A 21649-nucleotide genomic window follows, 5' to 3' on the forward strand; every position below is an offset into this window, starting at 1 on the left:
TCCTGCTCTACGTTCCTGCCGTCTCCGTATGGACGGGAGGACTACCCGGTGCGCACCGAGAACGCTCAGAACAGTCCCCGTACAAGCCGTACGACCCCACGAACGCGAACCATCGTCGTCTGGACCGTCGTCGCCCTCGTCGGCGCATCCGGCTGGGCCGTGCTCGCGCTGGCCCGTGGCGAGAACGTGTCGGCCGCCTGGATGGTCGCGGCGGCCCTCGGTTCGTACGCCATCGGCTACCGCTTCTACGCCAAGTTCATCGCGTACAAGGTGCTCAAGGTCGACCGGAACCGGGCCACCCCGGCGGAGCGCCTCAACAACGGCATCGACTTCCACCCCACCGACCGCCGCGTGCTGCTCGGCCACCACTTCGCGGCGATCGCGGGCGCGGGCCCGCTCGTCGGCCCGGTGCTCGCGGCGCAGATGGGTTACCTGCCGGGCACGATCTGGATCGTCGCCGGCGTCATCTTCGCGGGCGCCGTGCAGGACATGGTGGTGCTGTTCTTCTCGACGCGCCGGGACGGACGCTCCCTCGGGCAGATGGCCCGTGAGGAGATCGGCCCGTTCGGCGGGGCCGCCGCGCTGCTCGCCGCGTTCGCCATCATGATCATCCTGCTCGGGGTGCTGGCGCTGGTCGTCGTCAACGCCCTCGCGGAGTCGCCCTGGGGCACGTTCTCCATCGCGATGACGGTCCCGATCGCCCTGCTGATGGGCTTCTACCTGCGGGTGCTGCGGCCGGGACGGGTCACCGAGGTCTCGCTGATCGGGGTCGCGCTGCTGCTGCTCGCGCTGGTCGCGGGCCGCTGGGTCGCCGAGTCGTCGTGGGCCGACACCTTCACGCTCGCACCGTCCACGCTGGTCGTCTGGCTGGTGGGGTACGGCTTCATCGCCTCGATCCTGCCGGTGTGGATGCTGCTCGCGCCCCGCGACTACCTCTCCACCTTCATGAAGATCGGCACGATCCTGCTGCTCGCGCTGGGCGTCGTGTTCGCGCTGCCCACGCTGAAGATGGACGCGGTCACGGACTTCGCGACCCGGGGCGACGGCCCGGTCTTCGCGGGCTCGCTCTTCCCGTTCGTGTTCATCACCATCGCGTGCGGCGCGCTGTCCGGCTTCCACGCGCTCATATCGAGCGGTACGACGCCCAAGATGATCCAGAAGGAGACCCAGGTCCGGCTGATCGGCTACGGCTCGATGCTCATGGAGTCCTCCGTGGCCGTGATGGCGCTGGTGGCGGCCTCCGTCATCGACCCCGGGCTGTACTTCGCGATGAACGCGCCCGCCGGGGTCATCGGCGACACCGTGCAGAACGCCTCACAGGTGGTGGGGAGCTGGGGCTACCAGATCTCGCCGCAGGCCCTGGCCGAGGCGGCGCGGCAGGTCGAGGAGTCGTCGCTGTTGTCCCGCACCGGCGGCGCCCCCACGCTCGCGGTCGGTGTCTCGGAGATCTTCGCCCAGGTCACCGGGGACGGGATGCGCGCCTTCTGGTACCACTTCGCGATCATGTTCGAGGCGCTGTTCATCCTGACCGCGCTCGACGCCGGCACGCGCGTGGGCCGCTTCATGCTCCAGGACACGCTGGGCAACGTCTACAAGCCGTTCAGGAACGTCAGCTGGAAGCCCGGCCTGGTCATCACCAGCGGCATCGTCTGCGGGCTGTGGGGCTACTTCCTGTGGGTGGGCGTCCACGAACCCCTCGGCGGCATCAACCAGCTGTTCCCCATCTTCGGCATCTCCAACCAGCTGCTGGCGGCGGTCGCCCTCGCCGTGTGCACCACACTGCTGGTGAAGTCCGGGCGCCTGAAGTGGGCCTGGATCACGGGCGTTCCGCTCGCCTGGGACGCCACGGTGACGCTCACCGCGAGCTGGCAGAAGGTGTTCTCCAGCGACCCGCGCGTGGGCTTCTTCCAGCAGCGCGAGGTCTACCAGGACGGCATCGACGCGGGGAAGGTGCTCCCACCCGCCAAGAGCATGGACGACATGCACACCATCGTCACCAACTCCACAGTGGACGGCGTCCTTTCGGCGGTCCTCGCGCTCCTCGTCGTCGTCGTGATCGTGGACGCGGCCCGTGTCTGCGTCCGCCATGTACGACGCCCGGCGCTCTCCACGCTGAGCGAGGCCAGGTACGTGGAGTCGAAGATCGTCGCCCCGGCGGGGCTGTTCCCGACACGTGAGGAGAAGGAGGAGGCCCACGATGCGGTCGGTGCTGGGCAGGGCGGCTGAGATGGTCAGGGGCGTGCGCTGGTACGTACGGGAGTTGACCGACGAGTCGGCGTACGACCGTTACGTGGCGCACCTGCGCACCGGCCACCCGGACGCGCCGGTGCCGTCCCGGCGGGAGTTCGAGCGCATGCGGACCGACCGGCAGGAGTCGGATCCCCGACAGGGTTTCCGCTGCTGCTGAGTTCGCCCCGGGTGCCGCATGCGTGCCGAGTTCGTGCCGAGTGTTGTGCCGAGCACACAACCTCCGCATCCGATATCCGGACGGGGGGTTCCGTACGGCGTGAACGTCCCTTACATTTCCTGCGCGTTGCACAGGTGATCAGTGAGGGGACGGAGCCGGAACATGTCGGATGCGCCTGAAGTGAAACCGCCGGTGGTGACACCGGTGAGAGTGGTCATCGCCCTCTGTCTGTTCGCCCCGTTCGTGGCGATGCTCTGGGTCGGTTCGTACGCCAAGACCGACCCCACGCTCATCGGCATCCCGTTCTTCTACTGGTACCAGATGGCCTGGGTGCTCATCTCCACGGCCCTCACCGCGACCGCGTACAAGCTGTGGCAGCGTGACCAGCGCGAACAGCGTGCCCGTGCCGCGTCGAAGGGTGGTGCGGACGCGTGAAGGACGGCGTGAACGGCGTAGCGCTCGCCGTCTTCATCTTCTTCTTCCTGGCCGTCACGGTCATGGGCTTCCTGGCCGCCCGCTGGCGCAAGGCCGAGAACGAGCAGAGCCTCGACGAATGGGGCCTGGGCGGACGGTCGTTCGGCACCTGGGTCACCTGGTTCCTGCTCGGCGGCGACCTGTACACCGCCTACACCTTCGTGGCGGTGCCGGCGGCGATCTACGCGGCGGGTGCGGCCGGCTTCTTCGCCGTGCCCTACACGATCCTGATCTACCCGCTGATCTTCACCTTCCTGCCCCGCCTGTGGTCGGTGTCCCACAAGCACGGATACGTCACGACGTCGGACTTCGTGCGCGGCCGGTTCGGCTCGAAGAGCCTGTCGCTGGCGGTGGCCCTCACCGGCATCCTCGCGACAATGCCGTACATCGCGCTCCAACTGGTCGGCATCCAGGCCGTGCTGGACGTGATGGGTGTCGGCGGCGGCGAGAACACCCACTGGTTCATCAAGGACCTGCCGCTGCTGATCGCCTTCGGTGTGCTGGCCGCGTACACGTACTCCTCGGGTCTGCGTGCCCCGGCGCTGATCGCGTTCGTGAAGGACACGCTGATCTACCTCGTCATCGCGGTGGCGATCATCTACATCCCGATCAAGCTGGGCGGCTTCGACGAGATCTTCGCCAAGGCGGGGGAGGCGTACGCGCAGGTCAACCCGGCGACGGACAAGCCACGCGGTGCCGTCGTCCCTCCGGAGGCCTCCCAGTGGACGTACGCGACGCTGGCCCTCGGCTCGGCGCTCGCGCTCTTCATGTACCCGCACTCGATCACGGCGACGCTGTCCTCGAAGAGCCGTGAGGTGATCCGCCGCAACACCACGATCCTGCCGCTGTACTCCCTGATGCTGGGCCTGCTCGCGCTGCTGGGCTTCATGGCGATCGCGGCCGGCGTCAACGTCAGCAACGGGCAGTTGGCCATCCCGCAGCTGTTCGAGGACATGTTCCCGGACTGGTTCGCGGGCGTGGCCTTCGCGGCGATCGGCATCGGCGCGCTCGTTCCGGCGGCCATCATGTCCATCGCGGCCGCGAACCTGTTCACCCGCAACATCTACAAGGACTTCATCAAGCCGGACGCGACCGCGGAGCAGGAGACCAAGGTCTCGAAGCTGGTGTCGCTGCTGGTGAAGGTGGGCGCCCTGGCGTTCGTCCTCACGATGGACAAGACGGTCGCCATCAACTTCCAGCTGCTGGGCGGCATCTGGATCCTGCAGACCTTCCCGGCCCTGGTCGGCGGCCTGTTCACGCGCTGGTTCCACCGCTGGGCGCTGCTCGCGGGCTGGGCGGTCGGCATGGTGTACGGCACGGTGGCCGCGTACGGCGTCGCCTCCCCGACCCAGCAGCACTTCGGCGGCTCCAACGCGGAGATTCCGGGCCTCGGCGAGATCGGCTACATCGGTCTGACGGCGTTCGTGCTCAATGTGATCGTCACGGTCGTCCTCACCTTCGTCCTGAAGGCGGCCAAGGCCCCCGAGGGCATCGACGAGACGAGGCCGGAGGACTACACGGCGGACGCGGGCGACGCGGGTGTGCAGGTGGAACTGCCTCCGGCCACGGCCGGCTCGGCCCACTAGCCGCGAGCAGGGGCGAGCAGGGGTTTTCTCCGCCCCCGCCGCCCCTACCCGTCCCATCCCGGGGCTCCGCCCCGGACCCCGCTCCTCAAACGCCGGAGGGGCTGATTGTCAGCCCGTCCGGCGTTTGAGGACGAGGCCGTTCAGGCCGACAAGCGGGGTCCGGGGGCGGCAGCCCCCAGGGATGGGTATGGGTAGGAGCGGCGGGGGCGAGAAACATCCGTGAGCCGGGACGCCGCTGCAGCAGACGACGCGGCCTCACCCGCCGTCACCCGGAGGTGCACCATGACGCCCCGACCCCCGATCGTCCTCGACAGCGACCCCGGCATCGACGACGCCCTCGCCCTGCAGTACCTGCTCGGCACGGGACGATGGGACCTGAAGGCCTACACCTCCGTGGGCGGCAACCTCCCCGCCGAGCAGACGTACCTGAACGCCCGCGCCCTCACCAGAGCCTTCGGCATCGACGCCGACGTACCGGTCCACCGCGGCGCCGGCCGCCCCCTCACCCGTCTCCCGTACACGGCCGCGACCGCCTTCCACGGGCCCGCGGGCCTCGGCAACGAGACGCTGCCCGACTCCACGGCCGCCCGCCTGCCGGAGTCCTCCGCGCAGGCCCTCCTCCGGCTGTCCCGGCAGTACGAGGGCGAGCTCACCGTATGCGCCACGGGCCCGCTCACCAACGTGGCGATCGCGCTCCTGGAGGACCCGGGCTTCGCCCACCGCGTCAGGAAGTTCGTGTTCATGGGCGGCGCCGCACAGGTACCGGGGAACATCACACCGGTCGCCGAGTTCAACATCTGGGCCGACCCGGACGCCGCCGAGGTGGTCCTCTCCTCCGGCATCCCGTTCACCATGGTCGACCTGGACGCCTCGCACCACTGGCTGGTCCGCCCCGCCGACCTGGCCGTCCTGGAGGCGGCGGGCCCGGGCACGGCGCTGGCCGCCCGCCTGCTGCGGGCCTACATGGACGCCTACCAGCGCCACGGCGGAGACGACGCCTGCCCGCTGCACGATCCGCTCGCCGTGGGCGCGTGCGCGGACGAGTCGTACCTCACCACCGCGGAGGGCGCCGTCATCGTCGAGTCCACGAGCGAACTCACCCGCGGCAAGACCGTGTTCGTCCCCTCGGCCGCCTCGCGCGTCTTCTACGCCGACTCCCCCACCCTCACCGCCCGCATGGCCCTCACGGGCCGCGTCGCCCTGGGCCCGGGCCCGCGCGACTTCACGAAGGACTTCGTCGCGACGTTGCCGCGGTGGCCGGGGGTGGGCTGAACTCCTGACGGGCCGGGGCGGTGGAAATCCACGGGCCCTTGTCGTAGCCGTCCGGCACACTCCCCACCATGGACATCACGATCAGGCAGGCGAGGCTCGACGAGTACGACGCGCTCGGGGAGATCACCGCGCAGGCGTACCTGGGCGACGGGCTGCTCGACTACGGGGAGTCCGACCCGTACCTGCCCGAACTACGCGACGTGGCCAAGCGGGCCGCTGCCGCCGAGGTGCTCGTCGCCGTGGAGGACGGACGCCTGCTGGGCGGGGTGACTTTCGTGCCGGCCGGCGGACCCATGGCCGACATCGCGCGGTCCGGCGAGGCGGAGATACGGACGCTCGCGGTGGCCACCGAGGCTCGCGGGCGGGGAATCGGGGAGAGTCTCGTGCGCATCTGTGTCGACCACGCCCGGGCGACTCCGGGCTGCGTAGGCGTCGTCCTCTCCACTCAGCGCTCCATGCACACGGCCCACCGGATCTATGAACGCCTGGGCTTCACTCGCACCCCCGACCGCGACTGGAACCCGGTCCCGCACCTCGACGACATCACTCTCCTCACCTATGAGTTGACACTCTGACACCGCTGCGACACAACATGTGGGGCTGCTTCCGCAACCCGACACAAGATGTATGCTCATGCTCGCTGTCGCCGCAGGGGAATCCGGTGCGAATCCGGAACTGTCCCGCAACGGTGTACTTGCGTGTGTCCGTCATGCCCGGCACGCACGCATGGTCAGTCCGAGGACCTGCCGACAGTGCGCCCGGCCGTCCGGTCCGGGTGCCTGACGTCCGGGCCTCGTGGAATGGGCCGGTGGACGCGACGCCGTGTGCGCTCGTGAGCTGCCCCCTGCCCTCCGCAAGGCCCCGTGCCGAGCGAGGGAGTGCCCCCACGTGACCATCGCGCCAGCCGACCCGGTTTCAGCGACCGAGGTAGCCGAGGAAGCCGAGTCGACCGCGGCAAGCAAGGTGATCGCGGCAAGCAAGGTGATCGAGGCGACCACGGCGGAGCCCGACGGCCTCGGAACGGCGTTGCTGCGGACCCTGACCGAGCTGACCGCCGACCTCCCCGACGCCGACCCCGGGCGGGTCGCCGCCGCCGCGCTGCGCGGCCGGTCCGCGCACGCCGACGAGACGGAGTTGCGCGAGCTGGCCACCGAGGCGGCGGCCGGTCTCATCTCGGAGGACCCGGCGTACTCGAAGCTGGCCGCCCGGCTGCTGACGATCGGTATCGCGGCCGAGGCCGCCTCGCAGGGCGTCACGTCGTTCTCCGGGTCCGTCGCCGTGGGCCACCGCGAAGGTCTCATCGCCGACCGCACCGCCGAGTTCGTACGGCTGCACACGACCCGCCTCGACGCGCTCGCCGACCCGGCCGCCGACGACCGCTTCGGCTACTTCGGGCTGCGTACGCTGCACAGCCGGTACCTGCTCCGGCACCCGATCAGCCGCAAGGTCGTCGAGACGCCCCAGTACTTCATGCTGCGCGTCGCCGCCGGTCTCGCCGAGGACGACACTCCCCGGTCCGTGGACGAGGTCGCCGCGCTCTACGGGCTCATGAGCCGCCTCGACTACCTGCCCTCCTCCCCCACGCTCTTCAACTCCGGTACCCGGCACGCCCAGATGTCGTCCTGCTACCTCCTCGACTCCCCGAAGGACGAGCTGGACTCCATCTACGACCGCTACCAGCAGGTCGCCCGGCTGTCGAAGCACGCGGGCGGCATCGGCATCGCGTACTCCCGGATCCGTTCCCGCGGTTCGCTGATCCGCGGCACGAACGGGCACTCGAACGGCATCGTCCCGTTCCTGAAGACCCTCGACGCCTCGGTCGCCGCCGTGAACCAGGGCGGCCGGCGCAAGGGCGCGGCCGCGGTCTACCTGGAGACCTGGCATTCGGACATCGAGGAGTTCCTGGAGCTGCGGGACAACACGGGCGAGGACGCCCGCCGTACGCACAACCTGAACCTCGCGCACTGGATCCCGGACGAGTTCATGCGCCGGGTGAACGAGGACGGCGTCTGGTCCCTGTTCTCCCCCGCCGACGTGCCCGAGCTCGTGGACCTGTGGGGCGAGGAGTTCGACACGGCCTACCGGAAGGCGGAGGCGGCGGGGCTCGCCAGGAAGACCATTCCGGCCCGCGACCTGTACGGCCGCATGATGCGCACCCTCGCCCAGACCGGCAACGGCTGGCTGACCTTCAAGGACGCCGCCAACCGCACGGCCAACCAGACGGCCGAGCCCGGCCACGTCGTCCACTCCTCGAACCTGTGCACCGAGATCCTGGAGGTCACGGACGACGGGGAGACGGCGGTCTGCAACCTGGGGTCCGTCAACCTCGGTGCGTTCGTCGACCGGACGACCGGCGACATCGACTGGGAGCGGCTCGACGCCACCGTCCGCACGGCCGTCACCTTCCTCGACCGCGTCGTCGACATCAACTTCTACCCGACCGAGCAGGCGGCCCGCTCGAACGCCAGGTGGCGGCCCGTCGGCCTGGGCGCGATGGGCCTCCAGGACGTCTTCTTCCAACTGCGCCTGCCCTTCGACTCCCCCGAGGCCAAGACCCTGTCCACCCGTATCGCCGAGCGCATCATGCTCGCCGCGTACGAGACCTCCGCCGACCTCGCCGAACGCAGCGGCCCGCTGCCTGCCTGGGAGAAGACGCGTACGGCCCGGGGTGTCCTGCACCCCGACCACTACGACGTGCGACTGACCCGGCCGGAGCGCTGGTCGGCGCTGCGCGAGCGGATCGCGGCGACGGGCCTGCGCAACTCCCTCCTCCTCGCGATCGCCCCCACCGCCACCATCGCCTCGATCGCGGGCGTGTACGAGTGCATCGAGCCGCAGGTCTCCAACCTGTTCAAGCGCGAGACGCTGTCGGGCGAGTTCCTCCAGGTCAACTCGTACCTGGTGAACGACCTGAAGCAGCTCGGCGTCTGGGACGACCGCACCCGCGAGGCGCTGCGCGAGTCGGGCGGCTCGGTGCAGGACTTCGGCTGGATCCCGGACGACGTACGCGCCCTGTACCGCACGGCCTGGGAGATCCCGCAGCGCGGCCTGATCGACATGGCCGCCGCCCGCACCCCGTTCCTGGACCAGTCCCAGTCCCTGAACCTGTTCATGGAGACACCGACCATCGGCAAGCTCTCCTCGATGTACGCGTACGCCTGGAAGTCGGGCCTGAAAACGACGTACTACCTACGCTCCCGCCCGGCGACCCGCATCGCCCGCGCCGCTCGTTCGACATCCGTAACTTCTTTCCCTTCACAGCAGTTGGATGAAATGAACGACGCGGTTGCCTGTTCTCTGGAAAACCCGGAGAGCTGCGAGGCCTGCCAGTAGTCACTCGCTCCCCGGCCTGACAGCCGGAGCTGGTTCCGTCGGGAGTCAGCACTGAGTGTCCAGCCCAACCATCGCAAGGAGGTGACCTGATGGTTCCGTTCAGTCCGAGTGAGAGGACCCACCCCTCCGTGCTTCCTCAGCGGCGGGCTCTGGAATCCGTGGCAGCAGACACGCCTGGGAGCAGGCACGAAACGGGTCACGGACTCCCGGCTTCCGAGTCGGGCACTGGTGCTGAACACGGGCGAGGGGAGACGCCCGGCGGTTCACCTCCCGCCGGGCGCGTCACCCCCGACCTTTCGGTTGGGGAGGAGGTACGTGAGTGCCACCCCGCCGTGTTCGTCCTGGACAAGCACGGCAGAGCACTGCAGCCCACTACGCCCGCCAGGGCCAGGAAGCTGCTCAGGAACGGCCGGGCGGTCGTCGCCCGGCACACCCCGTTCGTCATTCGGCTGAAAGACCGCACCCTCGCCGAATCCGGGATCGATGGCGTAGAGCTCGGCATCGATCCCGGCTCGAAGCACACGGGCATTGCCGTGTTCACGGAGCGGGCAGGGGAGCGACGTTGCCGGTACGCGCTCCAACTCGATCACCGAGGTCCCCAGATCAGGAAAAGGCTGGGGCAGCGTACGGTCTACCGGCACGGGTGCCGTTCGCGGAACCTGCGCTATCGCCCTCCCCGTTTCTCAAACCGGTCCAGGAAGCCCGGTCGGCTCGCTCCGTCACTCCAACACCGGGTGGACACCGCTATCTCCTGGACAGACCGGCTCGCACGTTGGGCGCCCGTACGCGAGGTCCACGTGGAGCGCGTCGCGTTCGACAGCCATGCTCTGACCGCCGACGGGCCCCTCGAAGGTGTCGCATACCAGCACGGCACGCTAGCGGGGACCGAGGCCCGCGAATACCTCCTGGCCAAGTGGCAACGCTGCTGTGCCTACTGCGGCCGCAGCGGCGTACCACTGAACATCGACCACATCCAACCTCGCAGCAAAGGCGGCTCCGACCGGATCTCCAATCTGACGCTGGCGTGTGTCCCCTGCAACCAGGCCAAAGGCAACCGTCCGGTCGAGGAGTTCGTCAAGGACAAGGCGCTACTCGCCCGGATCCTCGCGCAGGCCAGAACGCCGCTGCGTGACGCCGCCGCGGTCAACGCCACTCGCTGGGCGCTGTGGCGCGCACTCGATGCACGTCTTCCCACGCGCACGGCGTCCGGTGGCCGGACGAAGTGGAACCGCACCAGGTGTGGCCTGGCCAAATCTCACTCACTGGACGCACTGACTGTAGGCGAACTCCGCACCGTCACAGAATACGTCTCCCCGGTTCTGGTCGTCAGGTGCACTGGACGCGGTACCTACGCGCGTACTCGCCCCGACAAGCACGGCTTCCCCCGATTGCGGATGCCGCGCCAGAAGCATTTCTTCGGCTTTGCCACCGGCGATTTGGTACGCGCTGTCGTACCAAACGGCAAGAGCGCGGGCACCCACACCGGCCGCGTAGCGGTTCGCGCGACCGGAAGATTCAACATCACCACTTCCCACGGCACCATCCAGAGCATCCACCACCGCCACGTTCGCCTTCTGCAACGGGCAGACGGATACGGCTACACCACCCGCTCCGAAGTCACACCCCGGTCTGACGACCCGGGCATACAACGCGAGAAAGAATCCGCATGACCACCACCCCCTCCCAGCAGCAGAACCTCCTCGACCCGGGCTTCGAGCTGACCCTGCGCCCCATGCGCTATCCCGACTTCTACGAGCGCTACCGGGACGCCATCAAGAACACCTGGACCGTGGAGGAGGTCGACCTTCACTCGGACGTGGCCGATCTCGCGAAGCTCACGCCCGCCGAGCAGCACCTCATCGGCCGTCTGGTGGCCTTCTTCGCGACGGGCGACTCGATCGTGGCGAACAACCTGGTGCTGACGCTGTACAAGCACATCAACTCGCCCGAGGCGCGCCTGTATCTGAGCAGGCAGCTGTTCGAGGAGGCCGTCCACGTCCAGTTCTATCTGACGCTGCTGGACACCTACCTGCCGGACCCGGAGGACCGCGCCGCGGCCTTCGCGGCCGTCGAGAACATCCCCTCCATCCGGGAGAAGGCCGAGTTCTGCTTCACGTGGATGGACTCGGTGGAGAAGCTCGATCAGCTGGAGAGCAAGGCCGACCGGCGCCGGTTCCTGCTCAATCTGATCTGCTTCGCCGCGTGTATCGAGGGGCTGTTCTTCTACGGGGCGTTCGCGTACGTCTACTGGTTCCGCAGCCGGGGTCTGCTGCACGGTCTGGCCACCGGCACCAACTGGGTGTTCCGGGACGAGACGATGCACATGAGCTTCGCCTTCGATGTCGTGGACACCGCCCGCAAGGAGGAGCCGGACCTCTTCGACGACGAGCTTCAGCAGCAGGTGACGGACATGCTGCGGGGGGCCGTCGAGGCCGAGTTGCAGTTCGCGCGCGACCTGTGCGGTGACGGCCTCCCGGGGATGAACACCGACTCGATGCGGCAGTATTTGGAGTGCGTGGCCGACCAGCGTCTGACGCGCCTCGGCTTCGCCCCGGTGTACGGCTCCGAGAACCCCTTCTCGTTCATGGAGCTTCAGGGGGTCCAGGAGCTGACCAACTTCTTCGAGCGGCGGCCCTCGGCGTACCAGGTCGCGGTGGAGGGTTCGGTCGGCTTCGACGAGGACTTCTGATCCTCGGACTGCTCCGCACGCCGGTTCTCCTGCCCGGCCTCCCTGAGCTGACGGTCGATGCGCCGCTCGCGCACGATTCCGATCGCCGAAGGGAGGACGAGCAGGACGAACATTCCGAGGACGGTCAGCGTTCCGGTGAGGGCTTCCGTGTGTGTCGTATCCATGGACACCACTGTGGCGCCGGATACTCCTTACCGTGAGTGGCAGGACTGCCGCATGCCCTCGAATTCCTGCCACGCCTGTTGCACACTGGCAGCATGCTGAAGAACGTGGCCGTCGTCCTGCTCGACGGGGTGCATCCCTTCGAACTCGGTGTGGTGAGCGAGGTGTTCGGCCTCGACCGCAGTGACGAGGGACTGCCGGTGTACGACTTCGCGGTGGCCTCGGCGGAGGGGCCGACGCTCCGCACGCCCGCCGGGTTCACGATCGGTACGTCGTACGGTCCGGAGCGGCTGGAGGAGGCGGACCTGATCGCCGTCCCGGCCGGGGAGGGCTATGTACGGCGGGACTATCCGGATGAGCTCCTCGACGCGCTACGGCGGGCCACGGACCGCGGCGCCCGGGTGCTGAGCGTGTGCTCGGGAGTCTTCATGCTGGGCGCGGCGGGGCTGTTGGACGGGCGCCGCTGCGCGGTGCACTGGCGGCACGCCGAGGAACTGGCCCGGCAGTACCCGCGGGCGATCGTCGAGCCCGACGTGCTGTACGTGGACGCGGACCCGGTGATCACCTCGGCCGGCACCGCCGCCGGGATCGACGCCTGTCTCCATCTGGTCCGCAAGGAGCAGGGCCCGCAGGTCGCCAACGCCATCGCCCGCCGCATGGTGGTGCCCCCGCACCGGGACGGCGGTCAGGCCCAGTACGTCGACCGGCCGCTGCCACGGTCGCGGTGCGACACGGTGGGCGAGGTGCTGGTGTGGATGGAGGAGCACCTCGACGAGGAGGTGACCGTGGAGCAGCTCGCCGCCCGCGGCCATATGTCGCCGCGCACCTTCGCCCGCCGCTTCCAGCAGGAGACCGGCACCACGCCGTACCGCTGGATCCTGCGCCAACGGGTGCTGCAGGCCCAGCGGTTGCTGGAGGCGACCGACGAGACGATGGACGCGATCGCGGACCGCACCGGCTTCGGCACGGCGGCCGCGCTGCGGCATCAGTTCGTACGGTCCCTGGGGACGACCCCGCAGGCGTACCGGCGCACGTTCAGAGGGCCGGAGGTCGCCTGAGCGTGCGCCGGGGGTGTCTCAGTCGTTCGGGACGACCGGGTACCGCGGCTCGTTCTCGGCCATCTGCCGCAGCGCGTCCTTGCGCTCGCGCTTGGAGAGCCGGTCGATGTAGAGGTAGCCGTACAGGTGGTCCGTCTCGTGCTGGAGGCAGCGCGCGAAGTAGCCGGTGCCGCGCACCTTGATCGGGTTGCCCTTCTCGTCCTGCCCGGTGACCTCGGCGTAGTCGGGGCGGGCGAGCGGCGCGTACGCGGTCGGTACGGACAGGCAGCCCTCGTTGCTGTCGTCCAGCCGGCGCTTCTCGGCGGGCAGGTCGACGAGCTTGGGGTTGCAGACCACGCCGACGTGCCGGGTGCCCTCGTCGTCCATGCAGTCGTACACGAAGACCTTCAGGTCGACGCCGATCTGGTTGGCGGCCAGGCCCACGCCCTCGGCCGTGCGCTGGCTGGTGAACATGTCGTCGACCAGCCCCGCGAGCTCGTCGTCGAACGCGGTGACGTCCTTGCACTCCTTGTGCAGCACCGGGTTCCCGACGACGGTGATCGGACGCGAGGTGCCGCGCTCGCGGTACGCCTGCTCGCGCTCCTCGCAGTCCTCCGTGTCGATGACGAAGCCCTCGTCGTCCACGGGGAGCACGCCCGCGTGCTGCTGATCGGTGTCCTGCTGCGCCATGACCGACGTAAGCCTTCCTGGGTTCTCAAGAAAAGGTGCGGGTACAGCCTACGGGCGCTACGCGCCCCATAGGGGCGCGGGGAACTGCGCGACCAGCCACATCCGGCCCGCAGCGTCAAATCTGGCCGAAGTCACAACGGCGCTCCCAGCAGAGCACCGTGAATCAGCACACCTCTTCGAGATCGCGCCAGTCCCGCGAGTCAGGACTGTCCGCCACCCACCCGTCCAGCAACCCCCGCACCAACGAAGCCGGCGCAGCAACCCCGCACTCGCGCTCGGGCGCCCACAGCTGCCCGTCCGTGCGGTGGCCCAGCGGGCCGGGGTGGCCGGGCTCGCTGTGATCGTGCGGGTCGAGATGGTCGCCGTCGCCCTCGTCGGACGGCATGCGCGACTCCGAGCACAGCCGGCACAGCAGCCGCACGGAGGACGACCAGTCCTCGGCGGCGAAGCCGGCGTCGGCGGCGAGCTGCTCCAGGGCGTCCCGGTCGTCCTCGGTCGCGGCCTCCAGGAGCACCACCCACGTGGGCACCGGTGAGGGCGCCCACAGCTCGATCTCGTCGAACACCGGGTACGCGTGCCCGGCGGCGGTGGTCCGCTCGCCGTGCGGCACCCCGTCGTGCAGGACGACCTCGCCCCACCGGCGGCCGGAGGACGGCAGTGGAATGGAGAGCACCTCGATCCGGGCGGGGTCCAGCCGGCGCCCCCACACGACCTCGGCCTCGCCCTCCGGCGACAGCCGCACCGCGGCGCTGCCCAGCTCCATGCCGACGGGCTCACCGGAGGCGCCGGGGCCGCCGGGCACCCGAAGCCCGTACGCCTGCCAGGCCCGCCGGGCCAGCGGCCAGTCCTGCAGGGCGGTGGCGGCGATCCCGACGTTCCACCAGTCGGGCGCCCCGGTTTCCCGGTCGAGCAGCGCGACGGCCCTGAGGCCCGCGGCCCGTGCCTGCTCCCAGTCGTGCCGGAACTTGTGCAGCAGCGCGAGGTTGAACCAGGACTCGGACAGCCACGGCTCCAGGTCCGCGGCCCGCGTCAACAGCGCGCCCGCGTCCTCGTACCGCCCGTCACCGATCAGCGTGAAAGCGCGGTCGGTGGCCTGCCGCCAGGAGGCGGAGGGCCGGTGCCCCCCCTTGCCGAAGATCCTCACGATTCCCGCCTGCCAGTTCCGTCCCGTTCGGTGGAGTGGGCTGGCTCTGTGCCCCCGGACACCCTCTCCCTCGCATCCAACCACGTACGGCTGGAAGGACGCTCATTACCCATGGGTTACCCAGCCCTGGCCTGGGTATGACCGCCCATCCCTCTCTCCCCACCCTCGCACCGTTTCTTCCCCTCCGGGGCGTTCGATCAGGTCCTCCGGGTGCTCACGCCGGTAGCGCGCCGGGAGCTAAGCGCCCCAGGGCGCCGCCGCGGTGCCCCGCTGGTTCAGCAGTACCCGGGCCAGTGACTCGACCACCTCGGGCTGGTAGTCGCGGGCGGTCCCCAGGCGCAGTTCCTCCAGCGCCCGCAGCGGCCCGCCCGGACCGGCGTCGCGCGTCTTCTCCTCGTAGGCGTTCACGGCCCGTACGATCCGTGCGCTGACCGGCTGGTCCCGGTACGGGTCCGCCTGGCGCTCGACGACCACCGCGACCTCGGCGTCCACCCCGGTCTGCCGGACGACGGCACCGCCGAGCAGGGCGATCCGCCGCTGCTCCTCGGCGGGCAGGACGGCGGTGGCCCCGGCGGGGACGGGGTCGACCAGGGAGAGCTGCCCGATGTCGTGCATCAGGGCCGCGTGCTCCAGCACGGTCAGCTCCGGCCCGGACAGCCCGAGCTCCCGGCCCACGGCCCGGCTGAGCGCGGCCACGCGCCGGGCGTGGCCCGCGGGGGTGTACCCGGCGATCTCGGTGGCCCGCGCGAGGGAGGCGATGGTCTGCCGGTAGGTGGCGCGCACGCCCGCGTAACGACGGAAGGAGAGCTGGGTGAGCAGCAGCGGCAGCGAGAACACGGGCAGCGCCCACAGTCCGACGACGGCCACCGCGAGAGACATCACCACGCCGGTGGCGCACACGGCGGAGCCGATGCCGAGCAACGCCCGCAGCTCGTCGCGCAGCAGTGGGCTGAGCGGCCAGCCGGTACGCGAGCGGGCCAGTACCGCGGCGAGCACGGCGTCGCACAGCACGGTGAGGACCAGCAGCGCGACGACGAGCAGCACGTACGCGGGCCCGCTCCACTCCCGTAACGCGCCCCGGCTGCACAGGGGTTGGAAGCAGACGGCGGCGAAGGCGACCGTGAGGACGCGCCGGGCGAGGTGGTCGGCCGTGGGTCCCTGCCCCCGGGCGACGTGCGGTACGCACCCGGCGAGCGCGGCCGCGACGACCACGGCGACGACCTGTGCCGTGCCGTGCTGTGTGGGCGCCCCGCCGTCCACCCCGAACAGCGCGTACGCGAGCGCCCCGGCGGCTCCGAGCGGCGCCGACTCCCGCCCTTCGGTACCGCGCCACCGGGAGAGCTCGCCGACGGCGACGAGCAGCCCGAAGGCGAGGGCCGCTCCGGGTTCTTCGAGGCCCTGCCAGAGGGTGCGGGCGAGGCCGGTGACGGCGACGAGGGCGGCGGTTCCGTGGACGAGGACGAGGATCGGGTGTCTCACGAGCCGGCCTCCGCACGCAGGGGCTCGCTCTGTGGCGGGACGTTTCCGCGCTGATCGTCACCGTCCGCGGTGACCGCCGGACGCCAGCCGTGCCGCCCGAGGGCCCGCACGAGCGCCTCGACCATCTCCGGATCGAACTGCGTTCCCGCGCACCGCTCCAGCTCCTCCAGCGCGGCCGCGACCGGGCGGGCCCGCCGGTAACACCGGGTCGACGTCATCGCGTCAAAGGCGTCGGCGACGGCCACCACCCGTGCGCACTCCGGGATCTGAGTACCTGTCAGTCCGTAGGGATACCCGCTGCCGTCCAGCCGTTCGTGGTGGTGCAGGATCGCCGACCGGGCCTCTCCGAGGAACCCGATCCCCCGCACCATCTCGTGCCCGTACTCGGGATGCAGCTCGATGACCCGCCGCTCCTCGGGGGTCAGCGGCCCGTTCTTGCGCAACAGCCGGGTGGGGACGCCGAGTTTGCCCACGTCGTGCAGGATCCCTGCGAAGCGGAGCACCTCGACCCGCGCGTCGTCCATGCCGAGTTCACAGGCGATCATCATGGAGGCCTGGCCGACCCGCTCGCTGTGACCGCGCGTGTACCCGTCCTTGATGTCGACGGCCTGCACCAGGGCGCGGATGGTGGCCTGGTGGGCCGCCCGCTCCCGGTGGTACTGCTCGAACACCCAGCAGGACACGTGCATCGGCAGCAGCACGAGCAGCGCGGCGACCGGCCCGTAGTGGCTGCGCCACAGCACCGCCATCATCAGCCCGGCGAGACCGTGCACGGTGACGGGAGCGAGGGACCGCAGGAAGAGCCCGCGCCAGGCGTTCCGTACGGGCACCCGCTCGGCCAGGGCCAGGATGCCGCCGTCGAGGGCGGTCAGGACCGCGCAGAACACCAGGACGGCGGCGCCCACGGGCACCAGCGCGTCGGGAAAGTCGGGCTGGGCGACCGCGTCCCGGCCGGCCAGCGCCCAGTGCACCCGGGACGCCGCCCAGACGGCGAGGCCGAGCCGGGCCGCCCGCCACACGCGCCTCAGCCCTCGCGGCCGCTGCTCGACCCGCGCGAGGAGCGCACCCGGAACCGCCACGAGCGCGGCTGCCGCGGGCGGCAACAGGAAGGCCCCGGCCAGCAGGACGGGGAAGAACGTACCCATGCCCCTGGGCGCGTGGCGCCCGAGAAGACGGCACCGGGCGAGTTGCTCGCACCCGGCGTACAGCGCCGCGAGCAGCCCCACCGCCCACCACGGAACGTGAACGTCCGGCACGGGAGTGAGGCAGACCAGAGCACCTGCGACGACACAGGCGACGTACACACGTGCCCATGCCGGAACCGACCCCATCGTGCTCCTCCCTTTTTCCGGCTCCGGAGCCTAGGGCGGGGCGGGGCACATGGGGGCGGCTATGGCCGGAATCGGCGGGTACACGCGACCCGCGTTACCCCGTTCGGGTGATCGGACGCTCCGATGCTCGTACGTACATCCGGGTTGGGAACGATGGTTCAGTGGGCGACGTCGGAGGCGAGCACCTTGTTGAGCTGCTCCACCGTGGCCGGCGACTCGCGCTGGAACGCGGCCAGGTCGAGGCCGTCGTCGCCCTTGACGGTGAGCAGGGCACGGTCACCGACGGCCACGACGATGACGTGGCCCGAGCCGCAGCGGGCGACCACCTCTCGGAGCGCGCCGACGCCGGTGGTGTCGGCCATACGACGGCTGACACCGAGGGTCGCGGCGGCGAGAGCGGCGACGGACTCCGGATGGACCGTGTCGGAGTCCGCGACGACCAGGAGGCCGTCCACGGTGGACAGGACGCTCTCGGAGACCCCCATCACCCGTTCACGCAGCGAGGTCAGAATGCCGTTCAGGGATTCGGGCGGTGGGATTTCGGACATTTAAGGTGCTCCTTGTTCCCGGCATATGCCGGTACTGGTATGGTCCAAACGGAACTCGACGGAGTCAGTCGGACTCCGGGAGGGCCCGCAGCGCCGCACGGACACGTTGCAGCGTTTCGACAGGTGGTTGGTCGGCTGCCAGCTCTTCGGCCGACAGCATCGAAAAAAGGGCATGCGCGGGTAGGGGCACCGGCGCAGGCGGGGTCTTGGCCTCCGGCCGAGGGTTCCCGGGAGCCGGTACCGCACGGCGGCGGGGCAGCGGTCGGCGTACCGGTAACGCTGTCGGTGCGGGTAAGGAACCGGGGTCGACGTCCGGCGTGGAGGGTGCGTCCGTCGACGCTTCTTCTTGGTTCTGTTCTTCTTCGATCTGTGGTGACGCGGCTTCTTTGGTCCGTGGTGGCGCGACTTCGTTGTTCTGTGGTGTCGCGGCTTCTTTTTGGTCCTGCGCGGCTTGGTCCTGTGCGAATTGGTCCTGCGCCGCTTGGTCTTGTGCGACCTGGTTCTGTCCGGCTCGGTCCTGCGCGGCCCCGGCCTCTTCCCGGTCCTTGGGGGCCTTGGCCTCTCTGCGTTTGCGCGTGGGGGCTCGCTGGGATCGAGCACCCGTGGTGCGCTGCCGGGCCTTCGCCGCCCGGTCGTCGTCTGGACTCAACTCCCACCCCTCGGTGCGGCGTCGTGCCCGGGGGATCCGCCCCGGGGCCTGCGTTTCGGCAGGGGCACCACCTTCGGCGCCGGGGCGTCGGTCGGCGGAGGCGTCCGTGAGGGGCGGGGGGCGGTGCTCGGCCGGCTGTCGGGTGCGGCCCTGGTGTCCCAGCGGACGAGGTGGAGCGCCTCCAGGCGGATGAGGTCCAGCATGACGGCGTACAGTCCGCGCCCCAGCGCGAAGGCCAGGTCCCGTGGTGTACGGCGCCCGTTGACGTGGTCGAGGACGCCCTGGTGCCGGCGCGTGAGCCGGACGCCGGGCCGGCGGGGGCCCGAACCCGTCACAGCCACGGGACGTACACGAGTCAATTCGCCCGGCGCGCCCCAGGAACGGGACAGCAGCGCCACACGCCGGGCGGTCTCCTCGGTCAGTTGCTGCGGCTCCACGCCCGGCTCGGTGACGAGCGCGGGCTCGCGGTCGCTCAACTCCCAGCTTCCCGGGGGGCTCAGGGCCATGGCGAACGCGCCGTCGAACACGGCCGCGGCGCAGACGACCTCCAGTTCGGCGGCACCGATCAGCCCTGCGGCCACGAGGTGTCCGCCCAACCGGTCCACGTCCGGTTCCGTGGCGCACACGGCCAGCCAGGCCTCGTCATCGATCCGGCCCGAGGTGAGCAGCGCCGACGTGACGGTCGGTGCGCCCGGCGTCTCGATCGCGCCCACCAGCCCGTTCCGCAGGTGGATCGTTCCTCCCGGGTGGCCCGAGACACGTACCGTCCCGCTGAAGCCCTCGTCGCGGAGCCCCAGCAGGAGCGCGGGCACATTGCGTGCCGCGTGCGCCGTCACGCCAGCACCTCTCCGACCCGGTCGCCCAGACTCCGCAGCGCCAGCGCCACATTGACCCGGTCCCGGTCGAGTCCCGCCGACAGCAGCAGAGGATCACCCGTCGGCCGCGCCACGGTGAAGAGCACCTGCTGGCGCTTCGTGCTGGTCGTGACCACGCTCTCCAACTCCCCCTCGGCCCCCGCCGCCCCCAGTCGTTCGGCGATGAGCGTGGCGAGTTCGGAGGCATCCGTCCCGTCCCCCGCCTCGGCGATGTCCCCCGCGACGCCGTAGGTCAGGCCGGTGACCGCGTCGACGAGAGCGACGCCGGTGACCCCGGGGGAATCGAGGAGCCGGTCCAGGGAAGCCTGGAGTGCCGTCGTCGTTTCCCCCATTCCCCCTCCAACTTTCTTCGTCGCACAGTACTTTGAGCGTCAGCTTCCACAACTTCACCAAAGTTGACGCGTTTTGACCCCAGGGTCGCACACGTTCGATCGTAGATGGCCGGACAGTCACCGGTCAGCAGCACTGAGGAATTGAGGCAACACCATGAACATCGAGACCGCGCTCAAGGAAGCCATGGCCCTGGAGGGAGCGCTCGGTATCGCCCTCGTCGACTACGAAAGCGGCATGTCGCTGGGCACGCTCGGTGGTGGCCCGGGCCTCGACCTGGAACTCGCGGCGGCGGGAAACACCGAGGTCGTGCGCTCCAAGATGCGCACGCTGGCCTCGCTGGACATGAACGACGTCATCGAGGACATCCTGATCACGCTGGGCCAGCAGTACCACCTGATCCGGCCGCTCACCAGCAGCAAGGGAACGCTCTTCCTCTACCTGGCGCTCGACCGGTCCCGCAGCAACCTGGCCCTGGCCCGGCACGGCCTGAAGCGGATCGAGACCAGCCTGGACGTCTGACGGGGCGCGCCCGGCCCCGGACACACATCGTCGTCCACGGGGATCGCCCCGGGACCACACGGGGATCACGCGAAGATCAGTAGGCCCGGAGTCCGGGAAGCCAGGGCTCCGGGCCGGACGTTCACGACTCCTGCGGAGTCGCCGTCACGTCGTGTTCGGGCACGGCCTGTCCGGAACGGATCATGTCGATCCGCCCCATGACCTTGGCACGCAGATCGGTCGGCACGTCGTCCTGCCCGCAGCACCGCTTGACCAGCTTCTTCACGGCCTGCTCCAGCCCGTACTTCTCCAGGCAGGGCGAGCATTCCTCGAAGTGGTGCTCGAACTTGGTGCAGTCGGCGTCGGGCATCTCACGGTCGAGGAACTCGTAGAGATGATCGAGGATCTCGCTGCAATCCGTCTCGTGCGGCTCTCCGCAGCTCATGAGCCCGAGCCTTTCGCTTCGTTCGACTCCCCGGCGCCGGCCGGGACCAGCCCACGGTCACGGGCGTAGTCCTCCAGCATGCCGCGCAGTTGACGGCGGCCCCGGTGGAGGCGGGACATCACCGTACCGATGGGTGTCCCCATGATGTCCGCGATCTCCTTGTACGCAAAGCCCTCAACGTCCGCGAGGTAGACGGCGATGCGGAATTCCTCGGGGATCGCCTGCAGCGCTTCCTTGACGTCCGAGTCGGGCAGGTGGTCGAGCGCCTGCGACTCGGCGGAGCGCAGACCGGTCGACATGTGCGACTCGGCGCGCGCCAGCTGCCAGTCCTCGATCTCCTCGGCCGCGCTGCGCTGAGGTTCGCGCTGCTTCTTGCGGTACGAGTTGATGAAGGTGTTGGTCAGGATCCGGTACAGCCACGCCTTCAGATTGGTGCCCTCACGGAACTGGTGGAAGGACGCGTACGCCTTCGCGTACGTCTCCTGCACCAGGTCCTCGGCGTCGGCGGGGTTGCGCGTCATGCGCAGCGCAGCCGAATACATCTGGTCGAGGAAGTCGAGCGCGTCCCGCTCGAAGCGCGCGCTGCGCTCGGCGGTCGTCTCCGTGCCGCCACCCCGGCCCTCGGGCTGCTCCGCCTGGCCGTTTTCGGTCCCTGCGTCGGTCCCAGTGACCGGACCCACCTCCTCCAGAGTCTGGG

Annotated in this window: 21 protein-coding genes and 1 riboswitch; of the genes, 11 read left to right on the forward strand and 10 right to left on the reverse strand. The window is 69.8% G+C overall.

Annotation, left to right across the window (positions count from 1 at the left end; all coding sequences use genetic code 11):
- The first annotated feature begins 48 nt into the window (after positions 1–48).
- The 9 genes from FPZ41_RS17240 to FPZ41_RS17280 all read left to right on the forward strand — a co-directional run bounded on the left by FPZ41_RS17240 (position 49) and on the right by FPZ41_RS17280 (position 11761).
- Complete coding sequence (locus tag FPZ41_RS17240) at positions 49–2226, forward strand: carbon starvation CstA family protein (protein WP_322620348.1); 2178 nt, start codon at positions 49–51, stop codon at positions 2224–2226.
- Positions 2198–2407 (forward strand): YbdD/YjiX family protein, encoded by a 210-nt coding sequence (locus FPZ41_RS17245; RefSeq protein ID WP_152863574.1) that lies wholly within the window; start codon positions 2198–2200, stop codon positions 2405–2407. Before FPZ41_RS17240 ends, FPZ41_RS17245 begins: the two co-directional genes overlap by 29 nt.
- Before the next feature lie 162 nt (positions 2408–2569).
- Positions 2570–2842: a DUF3311 domain-containing protein gene (locus FPZ41_RS17250; protein WP_152863576.1), complete on the forward strand. Its 273-nt coding sequence runs from the start codon at positions 2570–2572 to the stop codon at positions 2840–2842.
- Entirely contained in the window at positions 2839–4467 is a 1629-nt protein-coding gene (gene mctP / locus FPZ41_RS17255; RefSeq protein WP_322620349.1) for a monocarboxylate uptake permease MctP, read from the forward strand. Before FPZ41_RS17250 ends, mctP begins: the two co-directional genes overlap by 4 nt.
- 282 nt (positions 4468–4749) lie before the next feature.
- Positions 4750–5739: a nucleoside hydrolase gene (locus FPZ41_RS17260; RefSeq protein WP_152863578.1), complete on the forward strand. Its 990-nt coding sequence runs from the start codon at positions 4750–4752 to the stop codon at positions 5737–5739.
- Positions 5740–5807: 68 nt separating this feature from the next.
- Positions 5808–6314: a GNAT family N-acetyltransferase gene (locus FPZ41_RS17265; RefSeq protein ID WP_152863580.1), complete on the forward strand. Its 507-nt coding sequence runs from the start codon at positions 5808–5810 to the stop codon at positions 6312–6314.
- Positions 6315–6366: 52 nt separating this feature from the next.
- Positions 6367–6504, forward strand: a riboswitch (cobalamin riboswitch).
- A 123-nt stretch (positions 6505–6627) separates the two neighbouring features.
- Complete coding sequence (locus FPZ41_RS17270) at positions 6628–9072, forward strand: ribonucleoside-diphosphate reductase subunit alpha (RefSeq protein WP_407698788.1); 2445 nt, start codon at positions 6628–6630, stop codon at positions 9070–9072.
- Between the two features lie 89 nt (positions 9073–9161).
- Positions 9162–10742, forward strand: coding sequence for an RNA-guided endonuclease IscB (gene iscB, locus FPZ41_RS17275; RefSeq protein ID WP_152863582.1), 1581 nt, complete (start codon positions 9162–9164; stop codon positions 10740–10742).
- Positions 10739–11761 (forward strand): ribonucleotide-diphosphate reductase subunit beta, encoded by a 1023-nt coding sequence (locus FPZ41_RS17280; RefSeq protein ID WP_152863584.1) that lies wholly within the window; start codon positions 10739–10741, stop codon positions 11759–11761. Before iscB ends, FPZ41_RS17280 begins: the two co-directional genes overlap by 4 nt.
- Here the strand turns inward: FPZ41_RS17280 and FPZ41_RS17285 are convergent.
- Positions 11665–11925: a hypothetical protein gene (locus tag FPZ41_RS17285; RefSeq protein WP_152863586.1), complete on the reverse strand. Its 261-nt coding sequence runs from the start codon at positions 11923–11925 to the stop codon at positions 11665–11667. The two genes, FPZ41_RS17280 and FPZ41_RS17285, sit on opposite strands and share 97 nt — an antisense overlap.
- 93 nt (positions 11926–12018) lie before the next feature.
- Between FPZ41_RS17285 and FPZ41_RS17290 the strand changes: the two genes are divergently transcribed.
- Positions 12019–12981 (forward strand): GlxA family transcriptional regulator, encoded by a 963-nt coding sequence (locus tag FPZ41_RS17290; protein ID WP_152863588.1) that lies wholly within the window; start codon positions 12019–12021, stop codon positions 12979–12981.
- 18 nt (positions 12982–12999) lie between these two features.
- Here the strand turns inward: FPZ41_RS17290 and def are convergent, their stop codons facing one another.
- The 7 genes from def to FPZ41_RS17325 all read right to left on the reverse strand — a co-directional run bounded on the left by def (position 13000) and on the right by FPZ41_RS17325 (position 20008).
- A complete protein-coding gene (gene def / locus FPZ41_RS17295; protein ID WP_152863590.1) occupies positions 13000–13650 on the reverse strand; it encodes a peptide deformylase in 651 nt (216 codons plus the stop codon).
- 163 nt (positions 13651–13813) lie between these two features.
- Positions 13814–14794: a tetratricopeptide repeat protein gene (locus FPZ41_RS17300; RefSeq protein WP_322620350.1), complete on the reverse strand. Its 981-nt coding sequence runs from the start codon at positions 14792–14794 to the stop codon at positions 13814–13816.
- A gap of 237 nt (positions 14795–15031) precedes the next feature.
- On the reverse strand, positions 15032–16273 hold the full coding sequence (locus FPZ41_RS17305; protein WP_322620351.1) for an HD-GYP domain-containing protein: 1242 nt from the start codon (positions 16271–16273) through the stop codon (positions 15032–15034).
- On the reverse strand, positions 16270–17604 hold the full coding sequence (locus FPZ41_RS17310) for an HD-GYP domain-containing protein (RefSeq protein WP_152863592.1): 1335 nt from the start codon (positions 17602–17604) through the stop codon (positions 16270–16272). Before FPZ41_RS17310 ends, FPZ41_RS17305 begins: the two co-directional genes overlap by 4 nt.
- 158 nt (positions 17605–17762) lie before the next feature.
- Entirely contained in the window at positions 17763–18152 is a 390-nt protein-coding gene (locus tag FPZ41_RS17315) for a roadblock/LC7 domain-containing protein (RefSeq protein WP_131564649.1), read from the reverse strand.
- A gap of 645 nt (positions 18153–18797) precedes the next feature.
- On the reverse strand, positions 18798–19637 hold the full coding sequence (locus FPZ41_RS17320; RefSeq protein WP_322620352.1) for a hypothetical protein: 840 nt from the start codon (positions 19635–19637) through the stop codon (positions 18798–18800).
- Complete coding sequence (locus FPZ41_RS17325) at positions 19634–20008, reverse strand: hypothetical protein (RefSeq protein ID WP_228022783.1); 375 nt, start codon at positions 20006–20008, stop codon at positions 19634–19636. The genes FPZ41_RS17320 and FPZ41_RS17325 overlap by 4 nt, the downstream gene beginning before the upstream one ends.
- A gap of 154 nt (positions 20009–20162) precedes the next feature.
- Here FPZ41_RS17325 and FPZ41_RS17330 point away from each other — a divergent pair, with 154 nt between their 5' ends.
- Positions 20163–20528 carry a hypothetical protein gene (locus tag FPZ41_RS17330; RefSeq protein WP_131564653.1) on the forward strand — a complete coding sequence of 122 codons (366 nt, stop codon included), beginning with the start codon at positions 20163–20165 and terminating at the stop codon, positions 20526–20528.
- A gap of 121 nt (positions 20529–20649) precedes the next feature.
- On the opposite strand, the gene rsrA is transcribed toward FPZ41_RS17330, so the two are convergent.
- Together rsrA and sigR are read right to left on the reverse strand one after the other, a co-directional pair.
- Positions 20650–20952, reverse strand: a complete 303-nt coding sequence (gene rsrA / locus FPZ41_RS17335; RefSeq protein ID WP_131564655.1) for a mycothiol system anti-sigma-R factor — start codon at positions 20950–20952, stop codon at positions 20650–20652.
- Positions 20949–21632 carry an RNA polymerase sigma factor SigR gene (sigR, locus tag FPZ41_RS17340; RefSeq protein ID WP_309505070.1) on the reverse strand — a complete coding sequence of 228 codons (684 nt, stop codon included), beginning with the start codon at positions 21630–21632 and terminating at the stop codon, positions 20949–20951. The genes rsrA and sigR overlap by 4 nt, the downstream gene beginning before the upstream one ends.
- Positions 21633–21649: the final 17 nt, after the last annotated feature.

This window comes from Streptomyces acidicola (genome assembly GCF_009377235.1).
GTDB lineage: Bacteria > Actinomycetota > Actinomycetes > Streptomycetales > Streptomycetaceae > Streptomyces > Streptomyces acidicola.